The following is a 25,664-nucleotide window of genomic DNA, read 5'->3' as shown; positions in this document are numbered from 1 at the left end:
CCGCGAGCTGCGCGCCGAGCAACGCCTGGACCAGGTGCTCGCTGAACTCGGCCAGCGGATCCCGGTTCGAGACCGCCAGGCCCATCGCGTCCAGCAGGACCCGGCGCGCGGCCCGTTAGATGTCGAGGGCCTCGATCAGGGCGGCCAGCCGCTGCGGATCGTGAGGGGCGTTCATCCGAGGTTCACGATCTGCGCGTGACCGGTGGCCTGGGCGTGCACGACGGCGGCGCTCCCGGCGAGCAGCCGGCCCGCCTTGGTGGACAGGTCCAGGCGCCGTTCGTGATCGCCGATCAGGACCGTGGCGGACGTCGCCACCGCCAACGCGACGGTTCCGCCGCCGACAAGATGGTCGCCCAGCAGGGCGTTGATCCGCGTGCTCGTCTGCTGGCTGGGGCCGGCGTTGCGGGTAGTTGCCGGACAGCCGGCGATGCAGGTTCTCGCTCTCGCCGATGTAGATCCGGGCGGCGGGGCCGGTGAAAGTGATGCGGTAGAAGCCGCGACGCGACGACGCGGGGAAAAGTCGCCTTGCCGGCGCCGTCGAGCACCACGGCACCGGCGTCGGCCCACTGCAGGCGGACCCGGACCCGGTGGCCCCGCCGGAAGCGTCTGCGCCCGCGCCGGTGCCGGCGTGGACGGTGCGGGGGTCGCGGCGGTCGGTGGCCATCGGTGCCGGCAGGCGGCTGAAGCGGACCCGGCGCCGGTCCAGGTACACCTGCTGCACCCGGTACCCGGCGGTGCGCCAGGCGTGGGCCTGAGGGTGATCGGCGTTCGCCCACCACTGCCGCAGCCCGGCCGAGGGCGGCAAGCCTCCGACCAGGGCGGCGATCTCGTCGAAGCCGAGGTCCATCTCCTGCTGGCCGCGACCGGCGGCCATGCACAGCGCGACGGTCAGCGGGTGGTACTTGCCTGCCATAAGCGTGGCCTCCCCGGTGACAGTCTGCGAGATCACGCCGACGTCGGGAACCGCCGGACGGTCGGACTCCGCGCCCGGCGCCGGCTCAGGCGGCGCGTCGGCGTTTGGCTCGGATGCGGTCGGCGTCGGCGGCTTCGTGGTGCAGGTTCTTGGTGACGCTCTGGTAGGTGTCGCGGGTCAGGGTGGTGGTGGAGTGGCCGAGTTGTTCGGAGACGACCTTGATGTCGACGCCGGCTTCCAGGGCGATGGTGGCGGCGCCGTGGCGTAGGTCGTGTAGGCGGATGGGCGGGAAGCCGCCGCGTCGGATGAGCCGGCGGAAGCGCTGGGTCACCGAGTTGGGGTGCCAGGCCTGGCCGTCGGGACGGACGAAGAACAGGCCGGTGTCCGGCCAGGCGGCGCCTGCGGCCAGTTGCCACCTGGTTCGCTCGGTCCGGTAGGCGGTGAGCACGGCGACGGTGTCGAGGTCGAGGACGACGTCGCGGTTCCCGGCCTCACTTTTGGGTTTCTTCTGGTGGAGGCGGCCGCCGCCGTGGGTGGCTATCTGGTTGACGATGCCGACCTCTGCTTTACGGAGGCGGACCTCGGCGTCGAGTAGGCCGATGGCCTCGCCGCGGCGGGTGCCGCGGTAGGCCATCAGGTGCAGCATCGGATGCAGGTCCGGCGCTGCGGCGGCGGTGTAGTCGAGGAAGTCGGCGAGCAGGTCGTCGGTCCAGACCATGACCGGGCCGGGGATGTCGCCGGTGGCCTGCCACCGGTCGACGCGTTCGGGTTCCCAGACGATCGGCCGGGACCGGGGGTTCGCCGTCTTGACGAGCGCTGCCGGGTTCGGGACCCCGGCGATGATGCCGTGCAGGAGGGCGTCGTTGAAGGCCTTGCGCAGGGTGGCGCGGACCCGGGACCGGGTCGCGGCGCCGGTGGGGCGGCGGCCGGCGACGCTGCGGCGTACCGCGGGGTCGGGGCTGTTTCTCTTAGCGAGCAGTTCTTCGTTGCGATCGGTGATGGTCCGGATGAGGGTGTAGATGTGGTGCGGTCGCAGCTGGTCGAGCGGCACGTCGCCGAGGACCGGGATCAGGTGGACGGTGATGTGGCTGGCGTATGTGCGGCGGGTGTTGTCGTCGACCTCGACGACTTTGATCCAGTCGGTCAGGTACTCGGTGAGGGTCGGGGCGCCGGTCAGTGGGCTGCCCGATCGCAGCCGCTGCCGGACGGTCTCGACGTCGGGCAGGACGCCATTGATCCGGCGACCGGTCTGGATAAGGTCGCCGATCTGCGTCAGCCACTGCTTGTTGCGGCCGGCGAGGCTGATCAGCAGCCGGGCCTGGTCGATCTCGGTCTGGGCGTCCTCACGGTCGACGAAGCCCGTGCTGGGCCGCAGCTGGCGCCGCTTCCCGTCCTTGGTCGGCGGCAGTTCGAGCTGGTATGCCCACTGTCCGTGGCCGGGGTTCCAGGATCGGTTCGGTCGACGCAGCTTCGGGCACCGGCGCGACAGGGCCTTGCCCGTGTCGGGGTCCTTGCAGCGGCAGATCTTGAAGGGAATGGCACCGGCCACGTCAGCAGCTCCCCATCGTGCGGCGGCGGAAATGCCTACTCGTACGGCAGGGCGGCCCACGGAGATCGAAAGTCGCGGCGAATGATTCGCGCCGAGCGGATCGCCGGAGGCGGTTGTCATGCTGGCGAGGCGGACCGGTGATTGAGTGGCGACCGAGATAACTCGATCGAGTGGAGCAGGTGTGGGTGAGGCGGCGGGTTCAGCGGAGGGACCGTCGGGCGGTACGCCGATCTCGGTGGCTCTCGCCGCGGTGGTGCGGGCTCGGCGGGTATGGCTTGCGGCCGTGGAGCGCTCCCTGTCGGCGGACAACCGAGTGCACGGGATGTGGCTGGCCGGCTCGCTCGGATGTGGCCGAGGTGACGCGTTCAGCGACGTCGACCTGATCGTCACCGTGCACGCGCCGGTGCCAGCCGACCTGCGTACGGACCCGTTCGCCGCGCTGCGGTTGCCCGGCACGGTGCTCTACACGCGGCGCAAGCCGCGCAACGCTCCGGCCGGCGGCGGCTATCTCGCCGTGTGCCTGGAGCTTGCCGGGTTGCCCGTGCTGGTCGACCTGTACGTGTGGCCCGTGACCAACGCAACCTTGCCAGTGGGTGCGACCGTGCTCTTCCAGCACGGCGAGACCCCTCGCTCGCCGGTCGGCCTGATCGAGACTCTCGCCCAGCAGCCCGCCAACGAGCCGGCCGGCGCCGACCCGGACGACCCGACCAACCAGCTCTACCTGATCCAGCTCGCAGCGAAATACCACGCCCGCGCCGATCATCTCCGCTTCGCGGACATGTGCCGCAGACTGAAGATCTCCGCAGACGAGAACACCGACGCCCTGCGGCAGGTCCTTGCCGGCCGCGTACCACCCGCGAACAACGCTGCGGTGCGGGCCGTTGGCCAACTGCTGGACCTTGCCGAGGCCAACCGACGACCACGCTCGGAGTTCCCGCCGTAGTTGGCAGCAGGTTGCAGGTTCCCCGTCTACCGGCTGTTCTCGGCACCTGCCGGTGAGGACAGGGATTTACGTGCGGCAACGCCGGCCGGACGGAGCAAGACGATCACCGGGCGGGCCGCGGACCTCGGCGCCCCGCCCGATTCCTCCCGAAGATCTATTGCCTTGCCGGGTCAGATCTCCGGATCTGGGCTTCCCGTCCGCGCAGCGGAAGGACGTCCTGGGCTGCGATCCCAGGTACTGATGAAGCGAAGCAGATCCTCTTCTGCGTACACCGCGCCAGCAGCGGTCGTACCGAGGGGTCTGGGGAAGTCGGGACGTTGCGCGACGATGGCGGCTCGCGAGTTGCCAACGCCGGTCATTCGTTTGAAGTCACCGATAGTTGCCAGCTTCGGCCGCATCCGATCGGCCATCTTCTCGACTCGGATGTCTTTCTCTGCGGCGGTGGTCGCCTCGCAGAAGACGGGTGCCGTCCCCCTGAGGAACTCGGCTTGGAGCCTTTCCAGTTTCTGCAGCACGGTCGTGATTGCTTCGACAGCGTGGTTCGCTTCGAGTTCCACCCGAATCCGCGTCCGGTCCTCGAGGTGGTCGATATAGACATTTTCGTCCACTAGGTCTCGCGCATCGTTACGGAGTGTCAGGAACTCCGGGATGATGGCCAAGTACTCAAGTTCCACGTGCCATTGGGTCAACAGGATCTCCTTGAGGGCTGATCAGCCTTCGCTCGCGTCTTCCGAAAAAGGCGAAGGCCAACTTAGCCGAAACTATGGACACAGGTCCACCATTAGGCGTGAGGCGACTCCGCAGAGAGGTGACGGGCCTCCCACACTCGCGCAGACAAAAGCCGCACGGGATCGAACGGTGGTCCCTACGGGTCTCGACGTAGCGAGCGGCGATGTGCCGGACCGGGCGGGCGTAGGCCGGGTGTTGGTGCTCCAGATATTCAGCCGGGGCAATGCGGTCCATCGACACCCCAGGAACACTGTGTGGCTGCTGCTGCCCTGCCTCGGGCGCCGCTGATCTTCGCTTCTTCGCCGCGCAGCGTCTCCGGCATGTCGGAGGTTGGCGACGCGGGGGGTTCCAGCTGTTGGCCGGTATTTTCAAAGGTCCGCTCCTGCTATCAGCGCCGAGGGCGTCCCGGCGCCTCGCGCCACGGACCGACCTGGGCCCCGGGTTCGGGCGACGGGTGACCAGGCGGGCCGAGGGCATGGGCTCCGCGGCCCGCCCGGCCCTGACAGGTCATCCGCGGCCGTTCAAGCGGAGCCGCGGCACGCCGGGGTCCCGGGGCACACCATAAGTGCCATTGCGGGCGAACCCCACGCCGCTGGCCGGCTGGCTGCAATCAGCAGCTTGCGATGATTCCTGTCAGGAGTTCTGGAACAGAAATCGCCCTTCCTTGAGATCCGGCGAGAGGAAAATGTATCCGATGCCACCGTCACCGAAGTTGATCGGGAACGGAAGCCGGTGTGAGTCGAGTTGCGCTAGGAAACGGTACCCCGCGATGGGCACCTGGGGGGCCTGCATCCACTCGGGGTCGCCTCCAATGAATTGGCGACTATCGGTATCTTCCGGGGTTCCCCATACCTGGTGATCGGCGGATATGGTGGGCCCGGTCGGCTGCGCGGTCACAGCGAGAGGTTCAATTAGGCTCGGCCGGGGGTTCTCAGAAAAGCGATCTCGAATGATCTCGAAAATTGGCAGTCGACCCCCGGGCTGCACAATTACGGCATTCTCTCCAAATTCCGCCTCCCATGCGTTATCGACATATTCCGTGGCGTTCGTTATAAAAAGATAAACCATTCCGTAGGGGAATTTAATCTGCCCGATGAACGTCATCGGCGTTTTTTCGCTCGATGAAAGCGGCCACTGTGGTTCCTCGACCCACACCGGTTGCCCTCCCATCTTGGTGACGGGCTCGGTGATCGGCGCCGAGGCGGGCTCCACCGCGAAATACAGTCGATCCGACACGTAGAACTCCGATTCGGTGATTAACGATCCTGGGCAGTTCGCACGTCCGGGGTGGCGTCACCGGAATTCCAGTAGACGCCTGGGTAGCGCTGCAGATACCGCACGAGTTCCTCGAGGAATCCATCGACGTTCGCGGTTGCTGGGACCGCCAGCCCGGCAACCTGGTCGTCGTGAACGTCGAAGGATCCACCGTACGACTCCGGCAGGCGAACCAGCTCGTCGAGGCTCTGCTTGGTGAAAACGCCCTCCAGGACAACTTGGAAGGCGAAGTACCCACCCGACCTTACGTCGTGAATATTCCCGAGCTCGTCGACTCTGAACGTGTCCTCCCGCGCGAGGCCGAGCGCGAGCTTCGGTGTGCGGACAAGGCGGTATGAACCATCGTCTAGCCCATCGACCCACAGTTTCTCAAAAACTGGCGAGCCGTCGTCCCTATTGCCGATGAAGACTTCTACCAGAGTCTGGTTCATACCGCCCTCTCCTAACTGTTAGTACTAGATCTTACGTTCCCCTTGCGATGAGCACAGACGTAGGGATGTTGGATCCGGAACCGGCGCCGCCGCCACCACTGCCACCGCCGCCGCTGGGCCGGGGTTGGTTTGGGTTGCCTTGAGCACCGGCTGGCCTATCTTTGTCCGCGGGAATTTGCTGTCTCTTGGTGGCGGTGCCATTGTTGCAGGCCGTGTAACGCTCCCAGCAGGACATTCCGGGCGATGGGCGTCCCCTGTTCTGAGCACTGGAGTTACAGGCCCACCCTTCGGCGCAAATGTTGTAGTCGTTGGCGAGGCCACCGTTCTTCTCGGCGGCGTTGCGGTGACCACCTTGGACTAGGCTCTTGTCCCAGAAGCGCCATCCACAACGCCAGCAGTCGTAACTCACTCCATCAGCGTTTACGTCCTTGCTGAGCATCCTGTTGCGGATTGCTGTGCTGACCGACTCACCCTTCGGGCCGACACTGAGCTTGATTTCTGCGGCGGTCGCACCGTGTCCATCGCTGAGCACCACCCCGTTGCCACCCTTGGGCAGTTGGTTCGCAGTACGCGGGGCGGGCGTGCTGGTGCGGGAGCTTCCCGACATGATGCGGCCAGCGACGCCTAGGGTCGTTAGCGCTGCTGCGCCGGAGCCCCAGGCCATTGCCGAGCCGCCGGCGATGGCGGCTTCGCCTACGACAGCGGTGCCTGCCGCTGTCGCTGCGGCGCTAGCAGAGCCGGTCATCATCGCGGTCGTCGCACCGACCTCGACTACGCTGGCGATTGCTGGGGCAGCTGCGATCAGGGCGGGACCGGCGACGACCGCGACCGCGACCACGGCGACGACGACCGCGACCACGGCGACGACTTTGAAGAAGGTTCCCCAGGACCGTCCGGTCGGGTCGCTATAGGTCGCGGGGTTGTTGTTGCTGTAGAGGTAGCCGTGCATCGTCTGGGGATCGGATACATCGATCTCCGGGTCGACGCTGATGAATCGGCCCAGAAATGGGTCGTACTCACGGGCGTCGAGATGCGTGAGCCCGATGGGGTCGACCGTTCCGCCGACCATGCCCTTGTCCATGCCTGTAGGCCAGATGCCGATGGACGCGCCGCGGAACTCGCCGAAGGGGGTTGTTCGACGCTTCGAGACGGTCAGCGTCGAGGCATTGATTGTTACTTCGGCGGTGCCGTGATGGTCACCGGCGATCCAGGACAGAACTCCACCGCTGCGCACCGCGATGACGCGATCCGCGTGCGTGTAGAACCGGGTGGCCTTCTTCGTGTTGGTGGGCTTGTCGAACCGGAGTTCGGTGCCGTTGTCCAGGTACAGCGTCTTGCTGCCGTTGGGGTCGGAACGAAGGAGCCGTTCGCCGTCGGCATCGTAGACGTAGCTCGTCGTGGCAGTGCCTTCGGTTACCTTCTCCAGGCTGCCCTCGATGTTCCAGTCGAGTGTCTGGTTGCCTGTGGTGGGCGCCGGCCGGCTATTGGTGTTGCCTGCACCGTCGTACCCGTAGGTCTTGGTGAAGGACTTAGCGCCGGTGGCCGTGACGCTGGTGACGGCGTGAGGGCGCACGGAGCCCGGGCCGGGCGTTGGCGTCGTGTACTTGTAGGTCGTGTCCCCGCTCGCGGCTTTGAGGACCTCGGTGGTCCGGTTTCCCATCTCGTCGTAGGTCCACTGACGCCAGTACGCAGCTGACCCACCGAGGCTGGTGTAACTGGGCGCGGCGGCACAGTCGTCGGCGGCCGGGGTCCACGCTGATGTCATCCGGCGCAAATAGTCGTACTGGTAGCACTGAATGTCAGACTGCTGGTTCTCCGGCGTGTCCGAGACTTCAACGACGTTGCCTGCGTCGTCGTAGCGATAGGTGTAGTCGACTGCCTCCTGCTTGCTGAACGGCACCACGTTGGTGCTGGTCAAGCGCCTGGTTGGCTCGTCGAAGGTGGAGGTGATCGCGACGTGTTTGTTGAGGCTGCTGTCACCCAGGACGCGCTGGGTCAGCTGGCCCAGTTTGTTGTAGGTGACCGAGTCGACGTAGACCTGCCCGGCGGAGTACAGCGTGCCGGCCTCGCCAATATCGTTGTACCCGTACGTCAGCTTTTCTTGGGCAAGATCGCCCGCTTGCGGCAGGGTCATTGTGGCAACTTGGCCGTTGACCTTGTAGGTGAGCTGGGTGGTGTAGGTGCAGGCGTTCGTGCTCGCCGCGGCGCAGAGCGTAGTGTCCGCGGACGGTACGACCACCGAGTTCGACACCGGCCGGGTGTACACGTCGTACTTGTCGGTACGGGCGGTGTACGCAAGGGTTTGGGTTGCGTCGGTCGGTGACTTCACATAGCGCGTCGACGAGGTGAGTTTGCCCTTGGCGAATGCTGTTCCGCTGTCGCCGAGCGGCGTCTTGTCGTAGACCCAGTCCGCACGCACTGTGCCGCTGATCGAGTTGTCTCGCATGGACGTTTTGCGGTCCAGCTCGTCATAGGTGAACGCGAGCGTGCCCAGCGGTGTGGTCGTGGTCGCGACGTTGCCGTCAGCGTCGTAACTGGTGTTGTTGGTACCGGTGTCCGGGTCGACGGTTTTGACCTCACGGTCGAGGAGGTCGTAGGTGTTGGTCCAGGTGTTCTTCTTGGTGTCGACGACGGTCTTGCGCTGCCCGGTGAGGGTGTAGGTGTAGAGGGTTTCATCGTATTTGGTGGTGTCGGTGCTACCGGCCCAAGCCCGGTCACGGTATTGACGCAGTGCGGTCATGTTGCCGCGGACGTCGGTGATCTCGGTGGTGGCGGTGCCGCCTGATGGTGGGACGATCGTGGTGCGGTCGCCGCCGTAGGAGGTGGTGGTACGCCACTTCTCAGCGCCCAAGGCCTTGAAGATGGAGGCTACTTCGCGACCGGCGCCGTCGTACACGTGCTGTGTGATCGAGGGGATCTGGCCCTCTGGACGGCCGAGCGTCGTGTCGGGCGCGGCGTTAGTCGTGTCGTAGTAGCCCTCCGAGGTCCAGTCGATGTCGCCGGTCTCGTTGTACAGGGTGTCGGTCAGCAGTCGGCCGCCGCCAGTTGTCTGCGCTTGGGATTGGCGCTGCCGCAGGAACCCGTCGTAGAGCACCACCGATGTTCTGTAGCCGGTACCGGTCGGCAGCAGGGTACGGGTGGTGACCGCCGTGGGGTTTCCCGAGTTGCGCAGGTCGTAGCCGAATTGCAGGCTCGATTTGTCGGTGATGCGGCTGCGGCCGGGAAGCCAGACGTTGATCATGCGACCTAGACCGTCGTAGGCCATCTCGGTGACTAGCCCGTTTGCGTCTGTCAGCTTGGTTGCGACGTCCCAGGCCGGCTCGCGGGTACTGATGACCTGATGCCCCAGAGGGTTGGTCACCGTGGTGCCCATCAGTAGGCCGCCGTTGGCGGTGTTGTACTGCGTGCGAGTCGTGAAATTTCGGCCGTTTGTCTCGCTCAGCACTCGCCCGACGGGGTCGTACGTCTTGGAGGTGGCGATGTAGGACGGAACGTTGTCGACGAATTTCTCGAGTCGTTCCTCGCGGACCGGATCACCCTTGGTCGGTGCACGCCCGAAGGACGCTTCACCACTGTAGGTGTCGTAGAAGGTCCGGGTCCTAGACAGCACGGTCGCCGGTGCGGCCGTGGCGGGCGCCGCTGTGCACGCCAGAGAGAGCCTCTCCACCTGGCTGACGCGATCGACCATCCCGATTGCGGCGTTCGGCGTATACGTAGTCCGAGTGCAGATCTCGTCGCCGGACACCGCGTCGTCGCCGGAGTCATCCGCCGAGATGGTAAGTCCGTTGTTGTTGTATTTCTTGACGGTCTTAGTCGTCCGGTATCCGCCGGCCGCCAGAGCAGTACGGCTCCGGGTGGTGCCGACCAGCGTCATCCAGGCTTTAGTTGGGTGGTCTCCACCAACCCGGGTGGCGGTCGGCCCGCGCATCCAGGGGTCGTTAACGGTGGTGGAGATCTCCTTGCCGCCGGGGCCGTCGAAGGTGGTGACCTCCCGGACGAATCCCTGGAGTGCTTCCTGGTCCTTGATGGGGCCGCCCCATCTTCCTTCGATGGAGATGTCGCGGCTGCTGTCCTTGGTCAGGTAGTCGCCGTCCATGCCGCGCATGTAGTAGCGCTCTACAGCGGTTTGACGGCCGGTCGGGCTGCCGGTGCGGACCCTGACGTGGCTGTAACCTCGCCATTCACCCCATGTCCGGTACTTTTTCTTGATGATCTCGTCATCGATGTAGTGCCAAGCCGGCTTGTCGAGATAGTCATAGAAGTACGTCTGGTCCGGTTGGTCAGTGACCACGTCGTCGAGGTCGATACGCGTAACGACGTATTTGTGGAACCAGTCGAGCTTTGTCTCACCTGCGAAGGTGTAGAACGCTGGCATACACCGCGTCGTGTTGCTTTTGGGGTCCGGGAGATTCGCCCGCGTGCAGTCGTGCTCTGAATACGTGATGAGCGTTTTGCCGCCGGATTCGTTGAGGACCGACTTGATACGCCACCGAGCCAGGGCGGAGCGCTGGTCGTTAACCGCGTCGACCCGGTTGTCCAGTGGCAGCGATCCCGGGTCGAAGACGATCTCCGGGTCGGATTCAATTGTCCCGCCGGCACGGATTACCTGGCCGGTTCGGGTGATCCCGTCGAGCCAGAGTGGGATTCCTTCACCGGTGCCTGCGCTGAGGAATCGCTGGCGCAACTTCACAGTCTCGACGTCAGCGTACGAACTGGTGCCGTTTCGGATCTGAGTGGTGATCGAAGTCAGCCGGCGTGCCGACCAGAAGGTCGCTGCGGGTTGGTCATTGCACGGGCTTTCCTTGCAGTACTGGTCCCACGGGGTGTCCGGCCAGTTCGACTTGACTGGGTCTGAGGTCCAGGCCTCGCCCTTCCAGCAGTCGCTGTCGCAACGCTCCTTGGTGCCGAACACCACGCGCAGTGGTGCCGCTTCGCTGTACTCGGCGTTCTGCCGCATGCCGTACTCGATGCGGTCGAGGTAGCCGCCACGGTCGTAGCTGGCGCGCTTGTCGGGCTTCTCACGTCCGTAGGCGCCCTTCTCGCTCTGGTAGAAGTACGCCATCGTGTTGCCGTGCGGCTCGACGACGTAGTCGAGATTCCAGCGCCAGGCCTGATCACAGTACGAGTCGGAGAAACCCGAGGTCTTGTGACACGGCTCCCCGTCGTCGTTGCCGTAGACCGGAACTGTCCAGGTTGAGTTTGTCGCGGTTTTGCCCGCGGACCAGTTCGGCAACCGGTGGTAGCCGAAGTAGTACTGGGTACCGTCGGTGGTCGTGACCTGCCAGAACTCGTCATTGTCGTCGCCGTTGCCGGTCGTGCGGTCCGTCCGCCGCCGTACCACGGTGCCGTCGTCGTTCTTAAGGCGCCACACCTCACCGCTTTCCGGCGCAGAGGTGTCTCGAACCAGTTCGCCAGCGTGTCCGTTCATCGACAACGTGGCGTTGCTGTTGAACCAACATTGGTCGTTGGTCTTGTGGTCGGAGTCGTCGTCGGCGCACGACGCGTACTTGCGCTCGATGAAGCCGGGCCACATGCTCCAGCCATCACCGACCCAACCACCCTGGTTGTTCGTCGCTGCGGTCAGCCCGTCCACACTTTGCGATGAGTAGCTGAGGCTGAGCGACGGCTTCATGCCACCCGGGCCGTCCGGTACGCGCAGTGGGTAACTCCAGTTGAACCCACCCGTCTGGTCCGTGACCTGCCATGTGCTGGCCGATGTCAGATCGGTGGCCTTGTAGTCGCCGTTGTCTCCGGAGGAGCCACTCTCCGCCGCGAGCACCGTGGTGCCGCTGTTGTCACTGGCCACGGAAGCGGCGGACAGCACGCGGGCCTGCGCATTGTTGGTGGTGGGCACCTCCGTAACCGTCTGGCACGCCGGCTTCTCTGGGGTCGTCAAGACGCAGGCGGGCAGGCGGACGAGCCGCAGGCGAGAGGCCCAGTCACCGCCGACCGCGTCGGCGAACGACGAGTAGTCGACCTCGATAGACATCGGTGCAGTTGAATCGGCCCGGGTCTGCTGCTTCACGCTCAGGAGAACGCCGTCTACGCCAGCGCGTTCGGTGACCTTGCGGTCGTGAACCGTGAGGCTGGCCTTATCCGGCGTCACCGATCGGTTCCGCGCCACTGCGGCGTTTGTCGGCCGTCGAAGCTTCACCGGTCCCGCCGCAGAGCCAGCAGCAAGGTCGACCGTGGTGGTGCCTGCGGTGGGCCAGGAGCTTCGCCGGGCAGTGGCCGGCTGTGTGCTGGCGGCTTGAGCGGCCGCCGCTGCGTGCACCGGTTCAACGCGGAGTCCAGCAACCTCGACTGGCTTGGGAATATCGGATCGAGGCGGATCGGCGGCGATGGCAGGTTGTTGCCCAAGCATGGTCACAGCGAGTGTGATCGCGAGGGGCATGGCGAGCCGGCGAGTGATTCTCTCCATCGAGAGGTGGAGTGGTGGTGCTGTGCGCGCACGCACTGCTTTGCCTCCTGAAGGCCAATGCCGGAAACGTGAGTGACGGTGTCCATAACCTGCCGATGGGCGGGTCATGAGGTCGCCAGCTGGCAGATCTTGGTAGTTGAGAGCGCGATCGGGTATGCGCGTACCTCGTCAACGCCGCCGATCCAGGCTTCGCCGCTCTTGGCACGTCCGATCGTCAGGGCGCCGGTGGTGGACCAGGAGCCGGTGAAGGAGGTTTGCACCATCTCGCCGGAACAGCTCGTCGGGTTGCCCATGACGTGCAGCTGCATGGTGTTAGCTGGCGCGTTGTAAACGGCGGCTAGATGCACCCACGCTCCCCCGCGCGGCTCGTGCGTGACGCCAGTGTCGTCTGGAATGGTCCCCGTGGCGCAGACCTGCGTCGCCGGATCCGCGGAATCGGTTGCACGCATGAGGAAGCACCAACCGCCTTTACCAGCGTTGGCAGCGGCGTCGTAGCGCACCTGGAATCGGCTGGCAGTCGTTCCATCCTGGCTGATCACGGTCTGGTTTCCCTGGCTGAGATCAGTCGGCTCGACCCATGCAGTAACGGTGAAACTGCCGTTGGTGTCCACAACTGGGCCGGGCATCGTCAATGCTCCGCCGGGTGCGGCGAAGAAGAGCCCGTTGTCGCTGTAGCCAGCACCGAATGTCGCGGTGCCGCTGACCGTTCCCGTAACGCCGGTTACCGTCGAGTCGTCCGGGGAGCACTCCGGCGGCCCGGAGTCCAGGACACTGGTTCCGCTGGTCTGGTCGAGCTTCCAGTACGAACAGCGGCTGGCCGGCGAGTCGACCCAAAATTGGTGGTCGACGTTGGCGCTTATGTTCCCGGCGACGTCGGTCGCCTTCACTTGGAGGACATGTACCAGGTCCGTGGTCGGAGTGTATGTAGCGCTGCCCGTTGGCGGAGTCCCGGTTGTGGTGGACTTGGCTGCAGTGCCGCCGTCGATAGACCAGGTGAACTCGGTGGTGTCAGTGCTCGTGTCGGTGAAGTTGAACTGGCCCGGGGTTCCGACGAGCGCACCCCAGGCTTTGAACGGGTATTCGGTCGAGCTGACAGAGGGCAGAGCTGGCGCCGTTTTGTCGATCTTGAGGGTCTGCCAACTGCTCCACGAGCTGCTGAGTTTGGCCTCGTCCATTGCCTTGACACGCCAATAGTAGGTGGACCCGTCCGCCAGCGCGGCGGATACCGGCCATGCAGCGGTATCTCCTGATGCTTTGACCTGCGGAGCCGAGGCGTTCGTCGCCACGATCGTTGCCGTCTCGGTCGCAGCCGTACGCACCTCGTAGGTCACCTTGAGGTTGCCGCCGAAAGGGTCGCTGACCGCAGCCCGCAGCGTCGGCTGCGAGTTGCGGATGACTGCCGGAGACGAGCACGCTTTGTAGCAATCCGTGGTGGCCGAGAAGGCCTGCGGAGCCGGAACATTCGGCTGCTTGTCGTAGGTCACCTTGAGGTACGTCTTGCCGGTGAAGAACTTTTTCCAACGGTCCTCGGCGCTCTCGTAGTCACCGCTCTCGTTGCATGCGCAGATGCCTACGGTGTAGGCGGTGGAGCTGGCGGCTACGGTTTGGACGTCGCTGGCAACGCCGGCACCGTCGAAGATGGCCGGCATGTCGGCTTCGATCTTCCCGTTGCAACCACTTGCCTCGTTGGCATGCCCAGCCCACGCGTCAATCTTGACGCCGGATGGCAGAGGGCGCGTCGACCATGACATCCGGTTGCCGCTGGCGACGGTCACGGTACCCGTCCTGTACAGGTGAACCCACGTGGCGTCACAGGACCAGGAGTGATCGAGCACCATGTCGACCTCTGCGCTCAGGACCTTGGTACCTGCTACAGCGTGTAACGCGGAGATGTCGAACTGGAAGAATGACCTGTAGAGCACCCCATCGTAGGGGTTACGGCCGACTAGGGCGCGGTTGCCGACATCCCAGTCCTTGTTCGCGGAGTTGGCATAAGCCCACTTGGTGCTCTGGCCATTGAAGACAGGGTCGATGTAGACCGGATAGACGGTGCTTGAGCCGTTAAGAAGATTCAGGTCTGGCGTCACCTTGAGGGTAGACCCGGATGTATTGACAGTGAGTGGGCTCGCTTGCGCGGCGGGCCCAGCCGCGGTGGCGTCAGAAGCGTCGCTGATCGTGCTCACGGTGGCGGTCAGCGAGCGTGCCATCGCCGCCGGCGCAGCTGCGACAGGTGCAGTGCGGGTGGAGTCCCACATCGAGGCGCCTGCGGTCGTCGCGAAGGGAGCTCCTCCGGCGTCGGTCAGCGTCAGCGCACCCGTCGCCGAAACAGTACGTGTTGCGGTGCCGCCCATAGCGTAGGAAATCTGCCGCAGCTGCGGATTCGCAGCAGCCGCGGCATTCTTCACCTCGAGGGTGTGCTGGAAGCCGTCGGGGAGTGCAGTGACGTGCAGGTTGACGTCTGGAAGCACATTGTCGTAGACCGCCGTCGAGCCGTCGACCCGCGGGACGGGCAATTTGGCGGGCCAGGCGAGAGTGAACACCGAGCCGCCGGAGCGCCACGTGACGAAAGGTCCATCACCTCCATTGGAGATGACGACGTCAGACAGGGCCGCGGCGGGTGCGAGTCCCCCGTCTGCGGTGCGCTTGAGCGTTGTGGAGATCGCTGCCCATGAGCCGTCCTTGCGATGCACGCGCTGAGGGGCTGCCGCAGCGACAAGAGTCCGAGTTCCGGACGGGTCCGCGAAGGACTGGCTCAGTTCCGTGCGCTCGGAGAGGACCTCGACAGGCGCGCCGCACCGGAACGCCATCGTCGAAGCCTCGGCGGCTGTGTTCGCCTCCGAGGTACATGCCGCCGGCGTCTGGGCATGGGCAGGAGTCGAATACCCGAGCAGTGATGCACTGAGTGTAGTCGTCAACAGGATCGAAAAGGCGACTCCGGCATGCAGCTTGCCTGCCGAGGAGGCCTTCGGGAGGAGTGGTTCGCATACGAGAGCACCAGCTGCTCCGACGCGAGCGGCACTTGGGCGTCGCGATGCCGCTAGCAGCACAGTTCCCCCCATGAAATTTTGATCATGGAGCGAAACCATAGGTTCCTGTGATTGTCCTGTAAACAGTCTCGATGAGACCTGTCAGCCCTCACAGGCTAACCGTTCATCGATACCTTAGTCCGCGCTAGACACGGTGAGTAACTTCTTGGCGTTACTTTGAGTGACAGGAGGCTCCGTCTCTTCTTCCACCGCACGCGCGGCACGCCTGGAAATAGAGACGATCTGTAACACTAAGTTGCATTCTTGACATTAAATAAAGACTCTGTTCGCCAGCGTGCCAGCCATCGTCGGACTGCGATGGTCATCACGCAGCGGCATCGGCGAATCGCAGTGCCGTCAGGTCCTCACAATGCGCAAGCTTCTCACCCGGAACCAGAACAAGGCGCGCAGCAAATTTGACGCACGAGCCGGACGGCAAGCCTGTGGACGGGCTCGCCGGAGTTCAAGCCGCATGGATCCGTGTGATCAGGCACGGCCCCTGTCTCGCGATCGAGCACACGGCCAGTCGCTGGCTTCCGGCATCCAGTACGGCCAGCCGCATACGGACTTCCCGGTATCAGATCGATACGGCACACATGAGAAGGCGTCTGCACGAGTTGTCGCCGCTGGACCGCGATCCGACCCGATCGCCACGGAGGTGGGAGGACATTAATGCAGATCACGTCGGGCTTCATGTGGGATCTGACCCGCTTGGACGGCGCAGATTACATCCAGGACACCAGTGCTCGAGCTGTCGGTGCGTGTCGGCGGCGCGCAGAAGGTAGGCGTAGGTCGCGCCTGCGGCGAGCGCGGGAAGCGTCGTCGCGATCCGGATCCACCTCGGGGCGTCGGGCTGCTGGAGGTCCATGGCGACGATGACAGGGGCCACGAGACCGGTCACTGCGCGCACTAGCGACCGGTGGTGCCATCGGAGTCGTCGGCGATATCTGTGCACGGCTGCTTGCGGATCGCTGAGCGGCGCGTCGTGGTGGCAAGCCAGGCAGAGTCGTCGCCGGTGCACGAGTAGGTGTCCTGTGTACGCCAGGATCCCGGCGATGCCGACGGCGGCCGCGGTAGCGCGCAGGGCACTCGCTGTCGCGGATGCCCATGCGGCAGTGCTCCAACAGGTCAATGCGCCGGCGACGAACAGTGGCGCTACCCGGCTACCGTGGTGGGCCAGTCGGATCAACGGCTGGCGGGCTGGTCGGTCATCACGCAGAAAGCTGACAGGCATCGTCTTCCTTGCAGATCCGAGCTAGCCGTCTTCCTCGTAATGGGCCGGACCAGTTGCGGGTTGGGATGACCGCAGCGTTGTATCGCCCCATGAGAGTCACAGCCTAACGGTGGTGAAGATTCAGGGCGGCCATCCGCTGCTGTACCGCAGCGTTGTATGGATCGATGGCGGTAGCGGTGGTCAGGATGTCGAGGGCTTCGGCGGCTGGGGTGTGCTCGGCGAGGTAGAGGCAGGCGTCGAGGGCGTCGCGACGGACTGCTTCGCGTGCGGGGTTGATCCAGGGCCAGGTATAGGTGGCTGCCAGCTCACCGCGGTACATCTGCAGCAGCTGCCGGCAGGCCCGGGTACGCGCGGGGATGGTGACAGCGGTCGTGATCGCGGTGGTGGTGGCTCTCCAGGTCCGCAGGTCGGTGCCGATGTCGGAGCCTAGTTGGTAGTGGTCGCCGTGGCGGGTGACGGGTTCTTCGATGGTGGGTCGCAGTTGTACGCGGAGGTCCGACAGCGTGGTGTGCAGTCGTTGGGTGATGGTCGCCGGCGCTAGCTGGGGCCAGATAGCGGAGATGAGTTCGGACCGGCTGGCACCGTTGGGGTGCACGGCGAGGTAGGCCAGGATTTGCAGTCCCGCAGTGCGGCGCAACCGGACTGGCTCGCCGTGCAACGTCAGGGTGCACTCGCCTAACAGTGCCAGCCGTCCCGCGGTCGGCTGGATAGATGCGGTGGCCGCAGGCTGTGCCGGTGGTCTAGTGGTGGCAGGCTGGCGGGGTGTGCGCCGCTGGTGGAACAAAGCCAGCAGGTCGACGGCTGTCTGGTGGTCGAGGGTGCACAGACGGCGGGGGTAGGTGATGCCCCGGCCGGTGGTGACGCCGTCGTCGTCGACCTGCCAGCGAGCCGCAGGCGTTGTGGGGTCCTTGAGAAGGATCGTGGTGACCGGCGTTGGCGGCTGGGAGGACCGGGCGTCCCCCGTCGGCGACTTGCCGTGGTCCTGCATGGCGCCCGGCGCCGCTATGCCGGCGGCGGAATCGTGGATGGAGACGCCCGGGAGGGTGGTCGGGTCGAGCTCGGGGAGAAGGCGGGTCCAGTCGTCGCGGCTGATCGAGATGTGGCTGGTCGCTGCTCTGCCCGCGGCTGCGGTGAGCGCTGCGGCGACGATCAGCCCGCGGGCGGCGGCTGGGGCGCCGGTGCCGTGTAGGTGTAGCGGACCGGCCGGCAGGTTGTCGGGGGTGACCTGCGCGCCGGGGTGCGGATCGGACGCGTTGTTGCTGTCGGCTGTCGCCGTGGTGATCGCGTTGATGGTGGCGGGCAGTGGTTGCAGGTCGGGGTCGGTGTGGTGGGTACCGATCCGGTGGGGGCTGGGTTGGTAGATGCGGCGTCGGTGTAGCCAGAGCAGTCCGGCGGTGGCGCTGATGGCGAGCGCGGTGGGGTAGGGCAGCCATCCGCCGCCGGGCAGGGTGATCCCCATCTGGGCAGTGGTGTCTGGTGGGGCGGGGGCCTGCTGGCGGCTGGCGGGGTCGACGGGTGGTGTTGTGCTGGTGGCCGTGGGCGTTGCCGGGTGGTCGGCCGTGAGGGTGGGCAGAGTGAGGGCCGCGACGCCGGCCATGGAGCTCGCGGTCATCTGGGCCGGGCTGGGTAGCGGCAGGTGCTGTAGGTGCCGCCAGCGGGCGGTGAGCGCGGTCAGGTGCCGGCGTGCCAGGTAGCCGGCGGTCAGGATCCACAGCACGGCGGCGACCAGCACGACGAGGGCTAGCAGGTCACCGAGGGTGCGGGGTTGTTGCAGCCAGGCCTTGATTCCCGTGGGTGACAGGGGTGGCCAGGGCCGGTGTGCGAGCCAGAGGCCGGCGATCAGTGGGGGGCCGGCGAGGGCGGCGAGGGTGATCAGGGCCGTGGCGAGCCGGGACATCCAGCGCATGTGCGGTGCACCTTCGGTTAGCGGTTGCCAGCGAGCAGTGTCCAGAGCCGTCTGATGCACCAGGCGGCGACGGCGGCTGCGTAGAGGGCGCCAAGCGCTCGATAGCCGTAGAAGGTTGGGGCGAGGGTCATCAGAACGATGGCGAGCGGGAGGCTGAGGAAGAGGCGGATGAGTGGGTGACGGACCAGGGCGCAGGCGATGCCGACGGCGAGCAGCAGGCCTCCGACGTAGGAGAAGGCCGGTCCCCATCCATACAGCCAGTACGGCGTGCCCATGACCGATGGCACGGTGGCGGAGAAGACCCCGAGCGATGCGGTGATCATGGAGATGATGGGGAAGCTGAGGATGGTGTCCCATCCGTCGGCGGGTGGGGTCCTGCGGCGCCAGGCGATAGCGGCGATCAGGGCAGCGCAGCCAGCGATGGGCAGGATCGGCAGGACGGCCCAGCGTGTGGTCCAGTCGGTGACCGCGGTGCCGTAGCCGTTGAAGTACGCGTTCGCGATCAGCACCATGAGGTAGGCGATGGCCGGGCCGGCGATAACGGCGATCCCGATGCCCGCGCTGATTCTGCTGGATGAACCTGTTCGGCCGGGGACGCGCTCGTTGTGATCGAGCAGGGCTGCGAAGACGCCGGCCGCCTGCAGCAGGCAAATCTGGACGAACACGCAGGCCAGGGTTAGTTCCGGCCAGCCGGCGATCAGCTCATAAATCTCTCCTCGGTATCTGCCGAACGGTGCGGTGCCGTACAGGTCGGAGCCGAGCAGGAAGTGGGCATAGAGCAGCAGCGCGAGCAGGCCGGGGATGCCGAACAGCACGATGCGTCGCAGCGGAGGCAGCCGCAGGGGTTCGCCGGTGTTCGTCGCTCGCGCTGCTGCGGCGCCGGGGTCGGTTTCGGCGGCGCCGGCCACCGCGGCGGAGGCCGGCGCGGGCGGCACCTGCGGCGCGATGCCGAGCTTGGCGGCGATCAGCTCCGGTGCGCCGGGGAGTGCGGCGACACCGCCGATCAGGTAGACGGCGTGCACGTCGGCGAGGGTCAGGTCGGCGGCCGTGATCGCCTGGGCGGCGAGTTCGCCGACGCGTTCGAGGACCGGTTGTGCGCTCTGCGCCGCTTGGACGCTGGCGACGACGACCGGTCCGGTGGTGGGCAGTGCCATGGTGACCGCGGGTTGCTGGATCAGTGTCGGCAGGACGGTGCGGATCATCGCGAGGGTGGTCCACCGCTGGTGTTCGGGAAGGTCGTCGACGGTGGTGCCGGTCAGCATGGTGCTCAGCAGCGCGGCGATCCGGTCGCCGCCGGCGTCCGGGTCGTCGAGGGTCGCGAGGACCTCGGTGCCGTGCGCGTTCTGCTGCAGGACGCTGACCTCGCATCCGGCGCCGACGTCGACGATCAGCAGTACCCGGCCTTCGGTGCCCGTGGTAGGGGCGACCCGGCAGGCGGCGGCGACGGGTGCGTCGATCACCCGGGTCACCTGCAGGCCGGCGGTGCGGGCGGCATGGCGCAGCCAGGTCCGGCGGCGCGGCCCCCAGCCGGCCGGCACGACCAGGTGCGCCTGCGTCACCGGCTCCCCCGCTACCCGGGCGGCCTCGGCGGCGACCTGTTGCAGGGTGGCGGCTGCCAGGTCGGCGGTCTCGACGGTCACCGTGCCCGCGCTGACCTGCCCGCTGCCGGCCCGTAGCGGCGACAGTACGAACCCGTCCGGGTCGTCCGCGGCGCGCTGCCAGGCCTGCGCTCCGACGGCGAGGTCTCCGGCGCCCACGTGCACCGCTGACGACAGTTCCCAGCCGCCGTCGAATTGCAGTGGGTTGAGCACGCCATCGGATCCGATCATGATCGCGCGCGTTAAAGCGGCCCCGTAATCGATCACCAGCAATGGTGTCACCGGCCCAGTGAAACAGATGATCGCCGATTCGTCACGCCTTCTTTATGTTGACGAACTCCGATGCAGCAACCGCCTAGAGCGACCGTGAGCTGCCGTTATCCAACGTGTAAGCCGGTTGTGAGGTTTTGTAAGCGGCTGATAGGCGCCCGCCGGGAGGGTGTCGGCTTAGCGTCGGAATGCGTCGCCGACGCGTGCTTGGCGCATCCCCCGGCGGGGGTGTCGGCAGTCGGTCTGCGCCATGCCTGATCACTGTCCCGGGATGGAGGAATGATGATCCGTGTGCTCGCGGTGATACGGACCGCGATCGTCGTGGTGGCGGTGCTGGCCGGCCCGCCGGCCGTGATGCTCGCCGTTGGCGGGGCGCCGTGGCCGGCGCGGACGGTGACCGCCGAGCAGGTGCAGCAGTGGCTGGACGCGCCGCTGAACGCCGAGCATGCCGGCACGACCGGCTGGGTGATCGCCTGGATCGGCTGGGCCCTCACCGCGAGCATCGTGCTGGCACTCGGCGTCACCCGGGCGTGTTCGCGTGACTGGCGGCGCAGCTGGGAGCGGATCTGCTATTTCCTGCCCGGACCGATGCAGGGACTGGCCGCCACCCTGCTGGGAACCGCGACGGTGGCCACCGCGGGAGGTGCGATGCCCGCCCACGCCGCGGCACCGGCCGTCGCGGCGGCCGACGGGCACCCCGGTGCGGCAGACCTCACCGCCTCCGGGCATCACCCGGCGACGGGCTCCGCGGCGCTGTCATCCGGCGCGGGGGCGGTGCCGGCGGCCCACGGCCAGGCCGCCGATCCGCGCCATGTCCAGACGGTGACGGTGCATCGCGGTGACACCTTGTGGGACATCGCCGACGACAAGCTCGGTGACCCGTACCGGTGGAAGGAGATCTACCGGCTCAACCGTGCCCGCTACGACATGCACGGCGGCGACCTCATCCGGCCCGCCTGGAAACTTGTCCTTCCCGGTGCCACGGCGAAGCCGGCACCCGCCCTCCCCGCCACGCCGGCCACGCCGCCGCCCGCGACGTCCTCGCCCAGCGACCGCGGATCGTCCGCGAGCACGCCGGCGCCGGGCGCCCCGGCATCGCAGCCCGCGGCGCCGGCCGCTTCGGCCGGCGCGGCTACGACGGTCAGTGCGGCCGCCGACCCTGACGACGGCGCCATCGACCCGGCCGACGACACCCCGGCACCGCCCGGCACGTCCCACCCCGACAGCCCACAAGCTGACGGATCCGCAGCCGCCGGCCGGGCCGCGCCCGCTGGGGTGTCCCTCAGCAGCGGCAGCTGGCTGGACGTCGGTCTCGCCGGCGCGGTCGCCGCCGCAGCCACGCTGCTGTGGGCTCACCGGCGGCGCCGGTACCGGCGTCGGCCCGCCGGCGTCGAACTGCGGCTGCAGGATCCCGACCTCGCGCCGCTACCCCCGGTCGTCACCGAGATCCGCCGTAGCCTGCGCACCCACCCTCACCCGGCCGCGTCCGCGCCGCCACCGCAACCGGCCACGCCCCAGGCGTCGGCTGCCACGATCGAGGACGTCCAGGTCAGCGCCTCCGCGCAAGGGGAAGACCGGGGTAGTGGCCTCGCGGACGCGCGGCAGCCGGTGCGGCCGGTCGCGCCCGCCCTGACGAATCCGGTCGCGGCGCTCTGGCCGTCGTCCGGGCTCGGGTTGGTCGGCCCCGGCGCGGCAGCGGCGGCCCGCGGCCTGCTGGCTGCCGCGCTCGCCGACCGTAGCCCGGACGAGCCGCACAGCCAGGTGGTGCTGCCGTCGGCGACCGCCACTGCCTTGTTCGGCGCCGCCATGGGCGAGCTGCCGGACACACCGCAGCTGACCGTCACCACCGACCTCGCCGCCGCGCTGGATCTGCTGGAGGAACAGATCCTGTACCGCAGCCGGCTGGTCTACGCGCACCGGGTCGACACCGTCGCCGCGATGCGCGCCGCCGACCCGGTCGAGGAACCGACACCGCCGATCATGCTGCTGGCCGACGCGACCGGCCGGCACGAGCAGACCCGTATCGCCGCCCTGCTGGCCCAAGGCGAACGCCTGGGCATCCATGGCGTGCTGCTCGGCGCCTGGCCGGACGGCACCACCGTTGCCGTCGCCGGCGACGGCACCACCACGCCGGGCGACGGCAGCCGCCACGGCCGGCACCCCGCCGACATCGGCCGGCTCGCCGTCCTCACCGGCGCCGAGACCATCGCCGTCATCAGCACCCTGGCGGAGGCGCACACCGGCCGGGCGCAACCGCAGCCTGCAGCCGGCACGGTCCCGGCCGCCGCCGCCGCGACCGCGGTCCGCGAAGACGACGCGATCCTCGCCCTCTCCGCTCTTGCACAGCTCGGCGACGCGACCGCCGCCGCGGTCGCCGGGCACACCGGCATGCCGTACCCCGCGACGACCGCCAAACTGGTGCACTGGGAACACACCGGCCACACCCGGACGGTGCGCGCCGACAACGGTCAGACGCTGTGGCAGCTGACCGACGCCGGACGAACCTTCCTCTGCCTCACCACCGGCGGCGCCGGTCAGAGCGATCCGGCAACCCAGGCCGAGCTGCCCACACCGGCCCCCACCGATCCCCTGACGGCGCCCATCCCGGTCGACCAGGACGACCCCGAATCCAACGAACCGATGGCACAGCCCACCGCCGATGATCAGGACCAGCACGGCGATGCCATCGCCGAGCACTCTGGTGAGCGGGTCGAGGTGGCGGTCCTCGGCACCCCGCGGATCGTGGCGGAGGAGCTGGACCGGCTGCCTCGCCGCAAGGCCTTGGAACTGCTCGTCTACCTGGCCGTCCACGACGGCAGCGCCACCACCGAGCAGATCCTCGACGACCTGCTGCCCGACGCCCCCGCCAGCAAAGCCCCGCAACGGCTGCACACCTACGTCTCCGATATCCGCAACGTGATGCGGCGCATCGCCGGCCCGGGCACCTACCTCACCCACCCTCAGCACCGGTACGTGCTGAACCAGTCGCTCATCGATGTCGACCTGTGGCGGATGCGGTCGGCGATCCGCGAGGCCAACCACGCCACCGACCGGCGCGAGCGCATCGCCGGGCTGCGCCGCGCCGTCGACGCCTACCGCGGCCCGTTCGCCGACGGTGTCGACTACGAATGGGCCGAACCGTACCGGGAGGCCATCCGCCAGCAGGCCCTCGACGCCCACCTCACCCTGGCCGACGCTCTCGCCGACCAGCCCGAGGCACAGGTTCAGGTGCTGGAGGCCGCCATCGGGCACAGCCCGCACAGCGAGGAGCTGTACCGGTACGCGATGCGGGCCCGGGCCGCGCTCGGGCACGTCGACGCGATCCTGTCGCTACGGCGCGCCGCCGGCCGGGCGATGGCGCAGATCGACGCCGAAGTCAGCGACGAGACGATCGCCTTGTCCGACCAGTTGATCGCCGGCCTGCAGCGGCACGGGCAACAGGCGCCCTCGCATTCGGCGGCCAGCGCCTGATGGAGGCGCTCGGTGGATCAGGCCGTGCCGACGGCGCGGCCCCTCCCGAACGGCTAGACTAGATCATATGTTCGAGAGGCCGGCCGAGCAGCTGCTGACCGCGTTGGTGTCATCGTTCGGTGATACGCCGCGCTGGGAGCTGCGCTCGAACAAGGGTTTCGGCCTGGTGCTCGCCTACGACGAGGGCCAGGCCGAGATGAGTGAGGTCCGTCGGGTGATCGAGCAGACTCTGGGATTCGGGATCGGCGTGATCCTGTCGCCCCGCTTCCCCAGCCCAGGCGGGCAGCTCGTAGATTCTCGCTCGGACTATCGCATGAACTGAGACGAAAGTTCAGCGTGAGCAGCCGACCCCGGCATCCGCACGCACCTCAACCGCTCGCGAACCGCCGCACCCCCGCTTGCGTCGATCACGGCAGGTCAGGGCTGACCTCTTCATCGGCTACAGATCCTCGCCATCGCACAACTGGTTCGGGCGCTTAACCGGTCCGCCCACCCGGGTGAGTCGCTGACGCGTTGTCTGGAGTTGTCTGTCCACCGGCTCGAGCAGGAGCCGAACAAACTCCGTGCCGCTACACAGGTTCGTGACAGGCGGTCGGAAGTCCCATCCCGGCCACTCGACAACGCACAGGACGAGGTGACATGCGTAAACGACTCATCCTCATCGCAGCAGCTCTGATACTGGGCAGCGGGGCGCTGTTTGCATCTCCCGGCGCGGCGATGGCCACGGACCATGCCACCGATACCACGGTGGCGACACCATCCAGCCAATCAGCGGGCAGCGACCGCCCGCAGGCTGGCAACGACGCACAGGCTCTCGCGGGCGACTGCCAAACCGGTGGCTTCCCGGTGGAATACCGCGTTCGCTGCCGAGACTGGAGCGGGCTGGGCAGGTACTACGCGTGGGCCCAATGCGTCAGTCTCAGTGATGGCTCGTCCTACTACCACGAAGGGATTCACCGCGCCACCGGCGCGTTCCACTCCTGGGGGAAGTACTCCTATGCCTGGTGTGAAGACGGGTACTACATGGTGAACGCTGGCTACGTCGGCCCGTAACGCCCTACCAGTGACCGGCTGCGGCTTGATGGCCGCCGCGAAGGTTACGCCTTTGCGTATCCGGAAGCTGACGGCTGCCCCGCCCCATGAGGCGAAGCAGCCGTCAGCCATGCCCTCAGGCACTCGGTGCTTTCCGCACCAGGGGTATGGAAGTCGGGTGCGGCCAGCCGGTGTGGCCGTCAGATACCAGATCCGGACCGTGCTGGGTATCCGCAGCCGCCCGCAGATCAGTCGTTTCCTTCCTGTGTAACCAGAATCAAGCCGTTGAGGTCCGGTTTCTGGCCTCGGGCAGGAGGGTGGGTGCCGAGGCAGCAGGGATGATCTTGCCTATGGAACAGGACGCGTTCTGGCGCCTCATAGGGACCATGGGTGCCGAGCCGGACGACGAGGCGATAGAGCGCCTGGCTGATGAACTCGCCACCCGCCCAGCATCCGAGATCGTCGCCTTCGCCGATCAGCTGGCGTTCGCGCTGCACGCCCTTGACACCCGAGCACATGCCCGGGCCGCTCGGGCTCGTGGTGACTGGTTCCTCTACGTGCGCTGTGCCGCTGTCTGCGCCGGTCGTGCCACCTATGAGCAGATCCTCGCCGAGCCGAAGAAGCTGCGACGATTCGCGCTGCGGGATGCGGAGCCTCTGCTCTCCGTGGCGCCGAACGCGTACGAGCGCAGCGCCGGTGCTGGGTGGCATCACGAGTCACCGGTCAGTTATGAGTCCGGAAGCAACATCGCCGGCTGGGGCGGACCGCACGAGGCGGACCGCCTCCCACTGTGGCTGCGGCTGCTCGCCTTCGTCCTCAGGCCGTTCTTCCGCAATCGGCCGGATCCCGACGAGGGGTGAACCTGT

Annotated in this window: 15 protein-coding genes and 1 pseudogene; 5 read left to right on the top strand and 11 right to left on the bottom strand. The window is 66.9% G+C overall.

Annotation, left to right across the window (positions count from 1 at the left end):
• Positions 1 to 171: 171 nt before the first annotated feature.
• The 3 genes and pseudogenes from BJY16_RS09155 to BJY16_RS09150 all read right to left on the bottom strand — a co-directional run bounded on the left by BJY16_RS09155 (position 172) and on the right by BJY16_RS09150 (position 2,582).
• Positions 172 to 315: a hypothetical protein gene (locus BJY16_RS09155; protein WP_185038653.1), complete on the bottom strand. Its 144-nt coding sequence runs from the start codon at positions 313 to 315 to the stop codon at positions 172 to 174.
• Between the two features lie 376 nt (positions 316 to 691).
• Positions 692 to 847, bottom strand: a pseudogene (locus BJY16_RS49105) (DUF7662 domain-containing protein); the annotation flags it as partial.
• Positions 848 to 998: 151 nt separating this feature from the next.
• Entirely contained in the window at positions 999 to 2,582 is a 1,584-nt protein-coding gene (locus BJY16_RS09150) for a tyrosine-type recombinase/integrase (protein ID WP_185038651.1), read from the bottom strand.
• Positions 2,583 to 2,745: 163 nt separating this feature from the next.
• Here BJY16_RS09150 and BJY16_RS09145 point away from each other — a divergent pair, with 163 nt between their 5' ends.
• Entirely contained in the window at positions 2,746 to 3,405 is a 660-nt protein-coding gene (locus BJY16_RS09145; RefSeq protein ID WP_185038649.1) for a hypothetical protein, read from the top strand.
• 170 nt (positions 3,406 to 3,575) lie between these two features.
• Here BJY16_RS09145 and BJY16_RS09140 read toward each other — a convergent pair whose 3' ends face one another.
• The 8 genes from BJY16_RS09140 to BJY16_RS09105 form a co-directional block, all read right to left on the bottom strand.
• Positions 3,576 to 4,094, bottom strand: a complete 519-nt coding sequence (locus tag BJY16_RS09140) for a hypothetical protein (RefSeq protein WP_185038647.1) — start codon at positions 4,092 to 4,094, stop codon at positions 3,576 to 3,578.
• Between the two features lie 673 nt (positions 4,095 to 4,767).
• On the bottom strand, positions 4,768 to 5,370 hold the full coding sequence (locus BJY16_RS09135) for a YwqG family protein (protein WP_203758962.1): 603 nt from the start codon (positions 5,368 to 5,370) through the stop codon (positions 4,768 to 4,770).
• Between the two features lie 20 nt (positions 5,371 to 5,390).
• Positions 5,391 to 5,840 carry a DUF4265 domain-containing protein gene (locus BJY16_RS09130; protein WP_185038645.1) on the bottom strand — a complete coding sequence of 150 codons (450 nt, stop codon included), beginning with the start codon at positions 5,838 to 5,840 and terminating at the stop codon, positions 5,391 to 5,393.
• 31 nt (positions 5,841 to 5,871) lie between these two features.
• A complete protein-coding gene (locus BJY16_RS09125; RefSeq protein ID WP_239177107.1) occupies positions 5,872 to 12,204 on the bottom strand; it encodes an RHS repeat domain-containing protein in 6,333 nt (2,110 codons plus the stop codon).
• Between the two features lie 161 nt (positions 12,205 to 12,365).
• Complete coding sequence (locus tag BJY16_RS48330; protein ID WP_185038641.1) at positions 12,366 to 14,951, bottom strand: LamG-like jellyroll fold domain-containing protein; 2,586 nt, start codon at positions 14,949 to 14,951, stop codon at positions 12,366 to 12,368.
• A gap of 1,027 nt (positions 14,952 to 15,978) precedes the next feature.
• The gene (locus BJY16_RS48935; protein ID WP_185038640.1) at positions 15,979 to 16,521 is read right to left on the bottom strand and encodes an anthrone oxygenase family protein; all 543 of its coding nucleotides are present in this window, start codon (positions 16,519 to 16,521) and stop codon (positions 15,979 to 15,981) included.
• Between the two features lie 103 nt (positions 16,522 to 16,624).
• The gene (locus BJY16_RS09110) at positions 16,625 to 18,427 is read right to left on the bottom strand and encodes an AfsR/SARP family transcriptional regulator (protein ID WP_185038637.1); all 1,803 of its coding nucleotides are present in this window, start codon (positions 18,425 to 18,427) and stop codon (positions 16,625 to 16,627) included.
• A gap of 17 nt (positions 18,428 to 18,444) precedes the next feature.
• Positions 18,445 to 20,307 (bottom strand): Hsp70 family protein, encoded by a 1,863-nt coding sequence (locus BJY16_RS09105; RefSeq protein ID WP_185038635.1) that lies wholly within the window; start codon positions 20,305 to 20,307, stop codon positions 18,445 to 18,447.
• A 267-nt stretch (positions 20,308 to 20,574) separates the two neighbouring features.
• Here BJY16_RS09105 and BJY16_RS09100 point away from each other — a divergent pair, with 267 nt between their 5' ends.
• The 4 genes from BJY16_RS09100 to BJY16_RS09085 all read left to right on the top strand — a co-directional run bounded on the left by BJY16_RS09100 (position 20,575) and on the right by BJY16_RS09085 (position 25,658).
• Positions 20,575 to 23,766, top strand: a complete 3,192-nt coding sequence (locus tag BJY16_RS09100; RefSeq protein WP_185038633.1) for a bacterial transcriptional activator domain-containing protein — start codon at positions 20,575 to 20,577, stop codon at positions 23,764 to 23,766.
• A 67-nt stretch (positions 23,767 to 23,833) separates the two neighbouring features.
• On the top strand, positions 23,834 to 24,088 hold the full coding sequence (locus tag BJY16_RS09095) for a hypothetical protein (protein ID WP_185038631.1): 255 nt from the start codon (positions 23,834 to 23,836) through the stop codon (positions 24,086 to 24,088).
• Positions 24,089 to 24,405: 317 nt separating this feature from the next.
• The gene (locus BJY16_RS09090) at positions 24,406 to 24,819 is read left to right on the top strand and encodes a hypothetical protein (protein WP_185038629.1); all 414 of its coding nucleotides are present in this window, start codon (positions 24,406 to 24,408) and stop codon (positions 24,817 to 24,819) included.
• 329 nt (positions 24,820 to 25,148) lie between these two features.
• Complete coding sequence (locus tag BJY16_RS09085) at positions 25,149 to 25,658, top strand: DUF4240 domain-containing protein (RefSeq protein ID WP_185038628.1); 510 nt, start codon at positions 25,149 to 25,151, stop codon at positions 25,656 to 25,658.
• Positions 25,659 to 25,664 lie beyond the last annotated feature (6 nt).

The organism is Actinoplanes octamycinicus (assembly GCF_014205225.1).
GTDB classification, from domain to species: domain Bacteria; phylum Actinomycetota; class Actinomycetes; order Mycobacteriales; family Micromonosporaceae; genus Actinoplanes; species Actinoplanes octamycinicus.
This window is presented reverse-complemented; position numbering and strand designations above follow the sequence as displayed.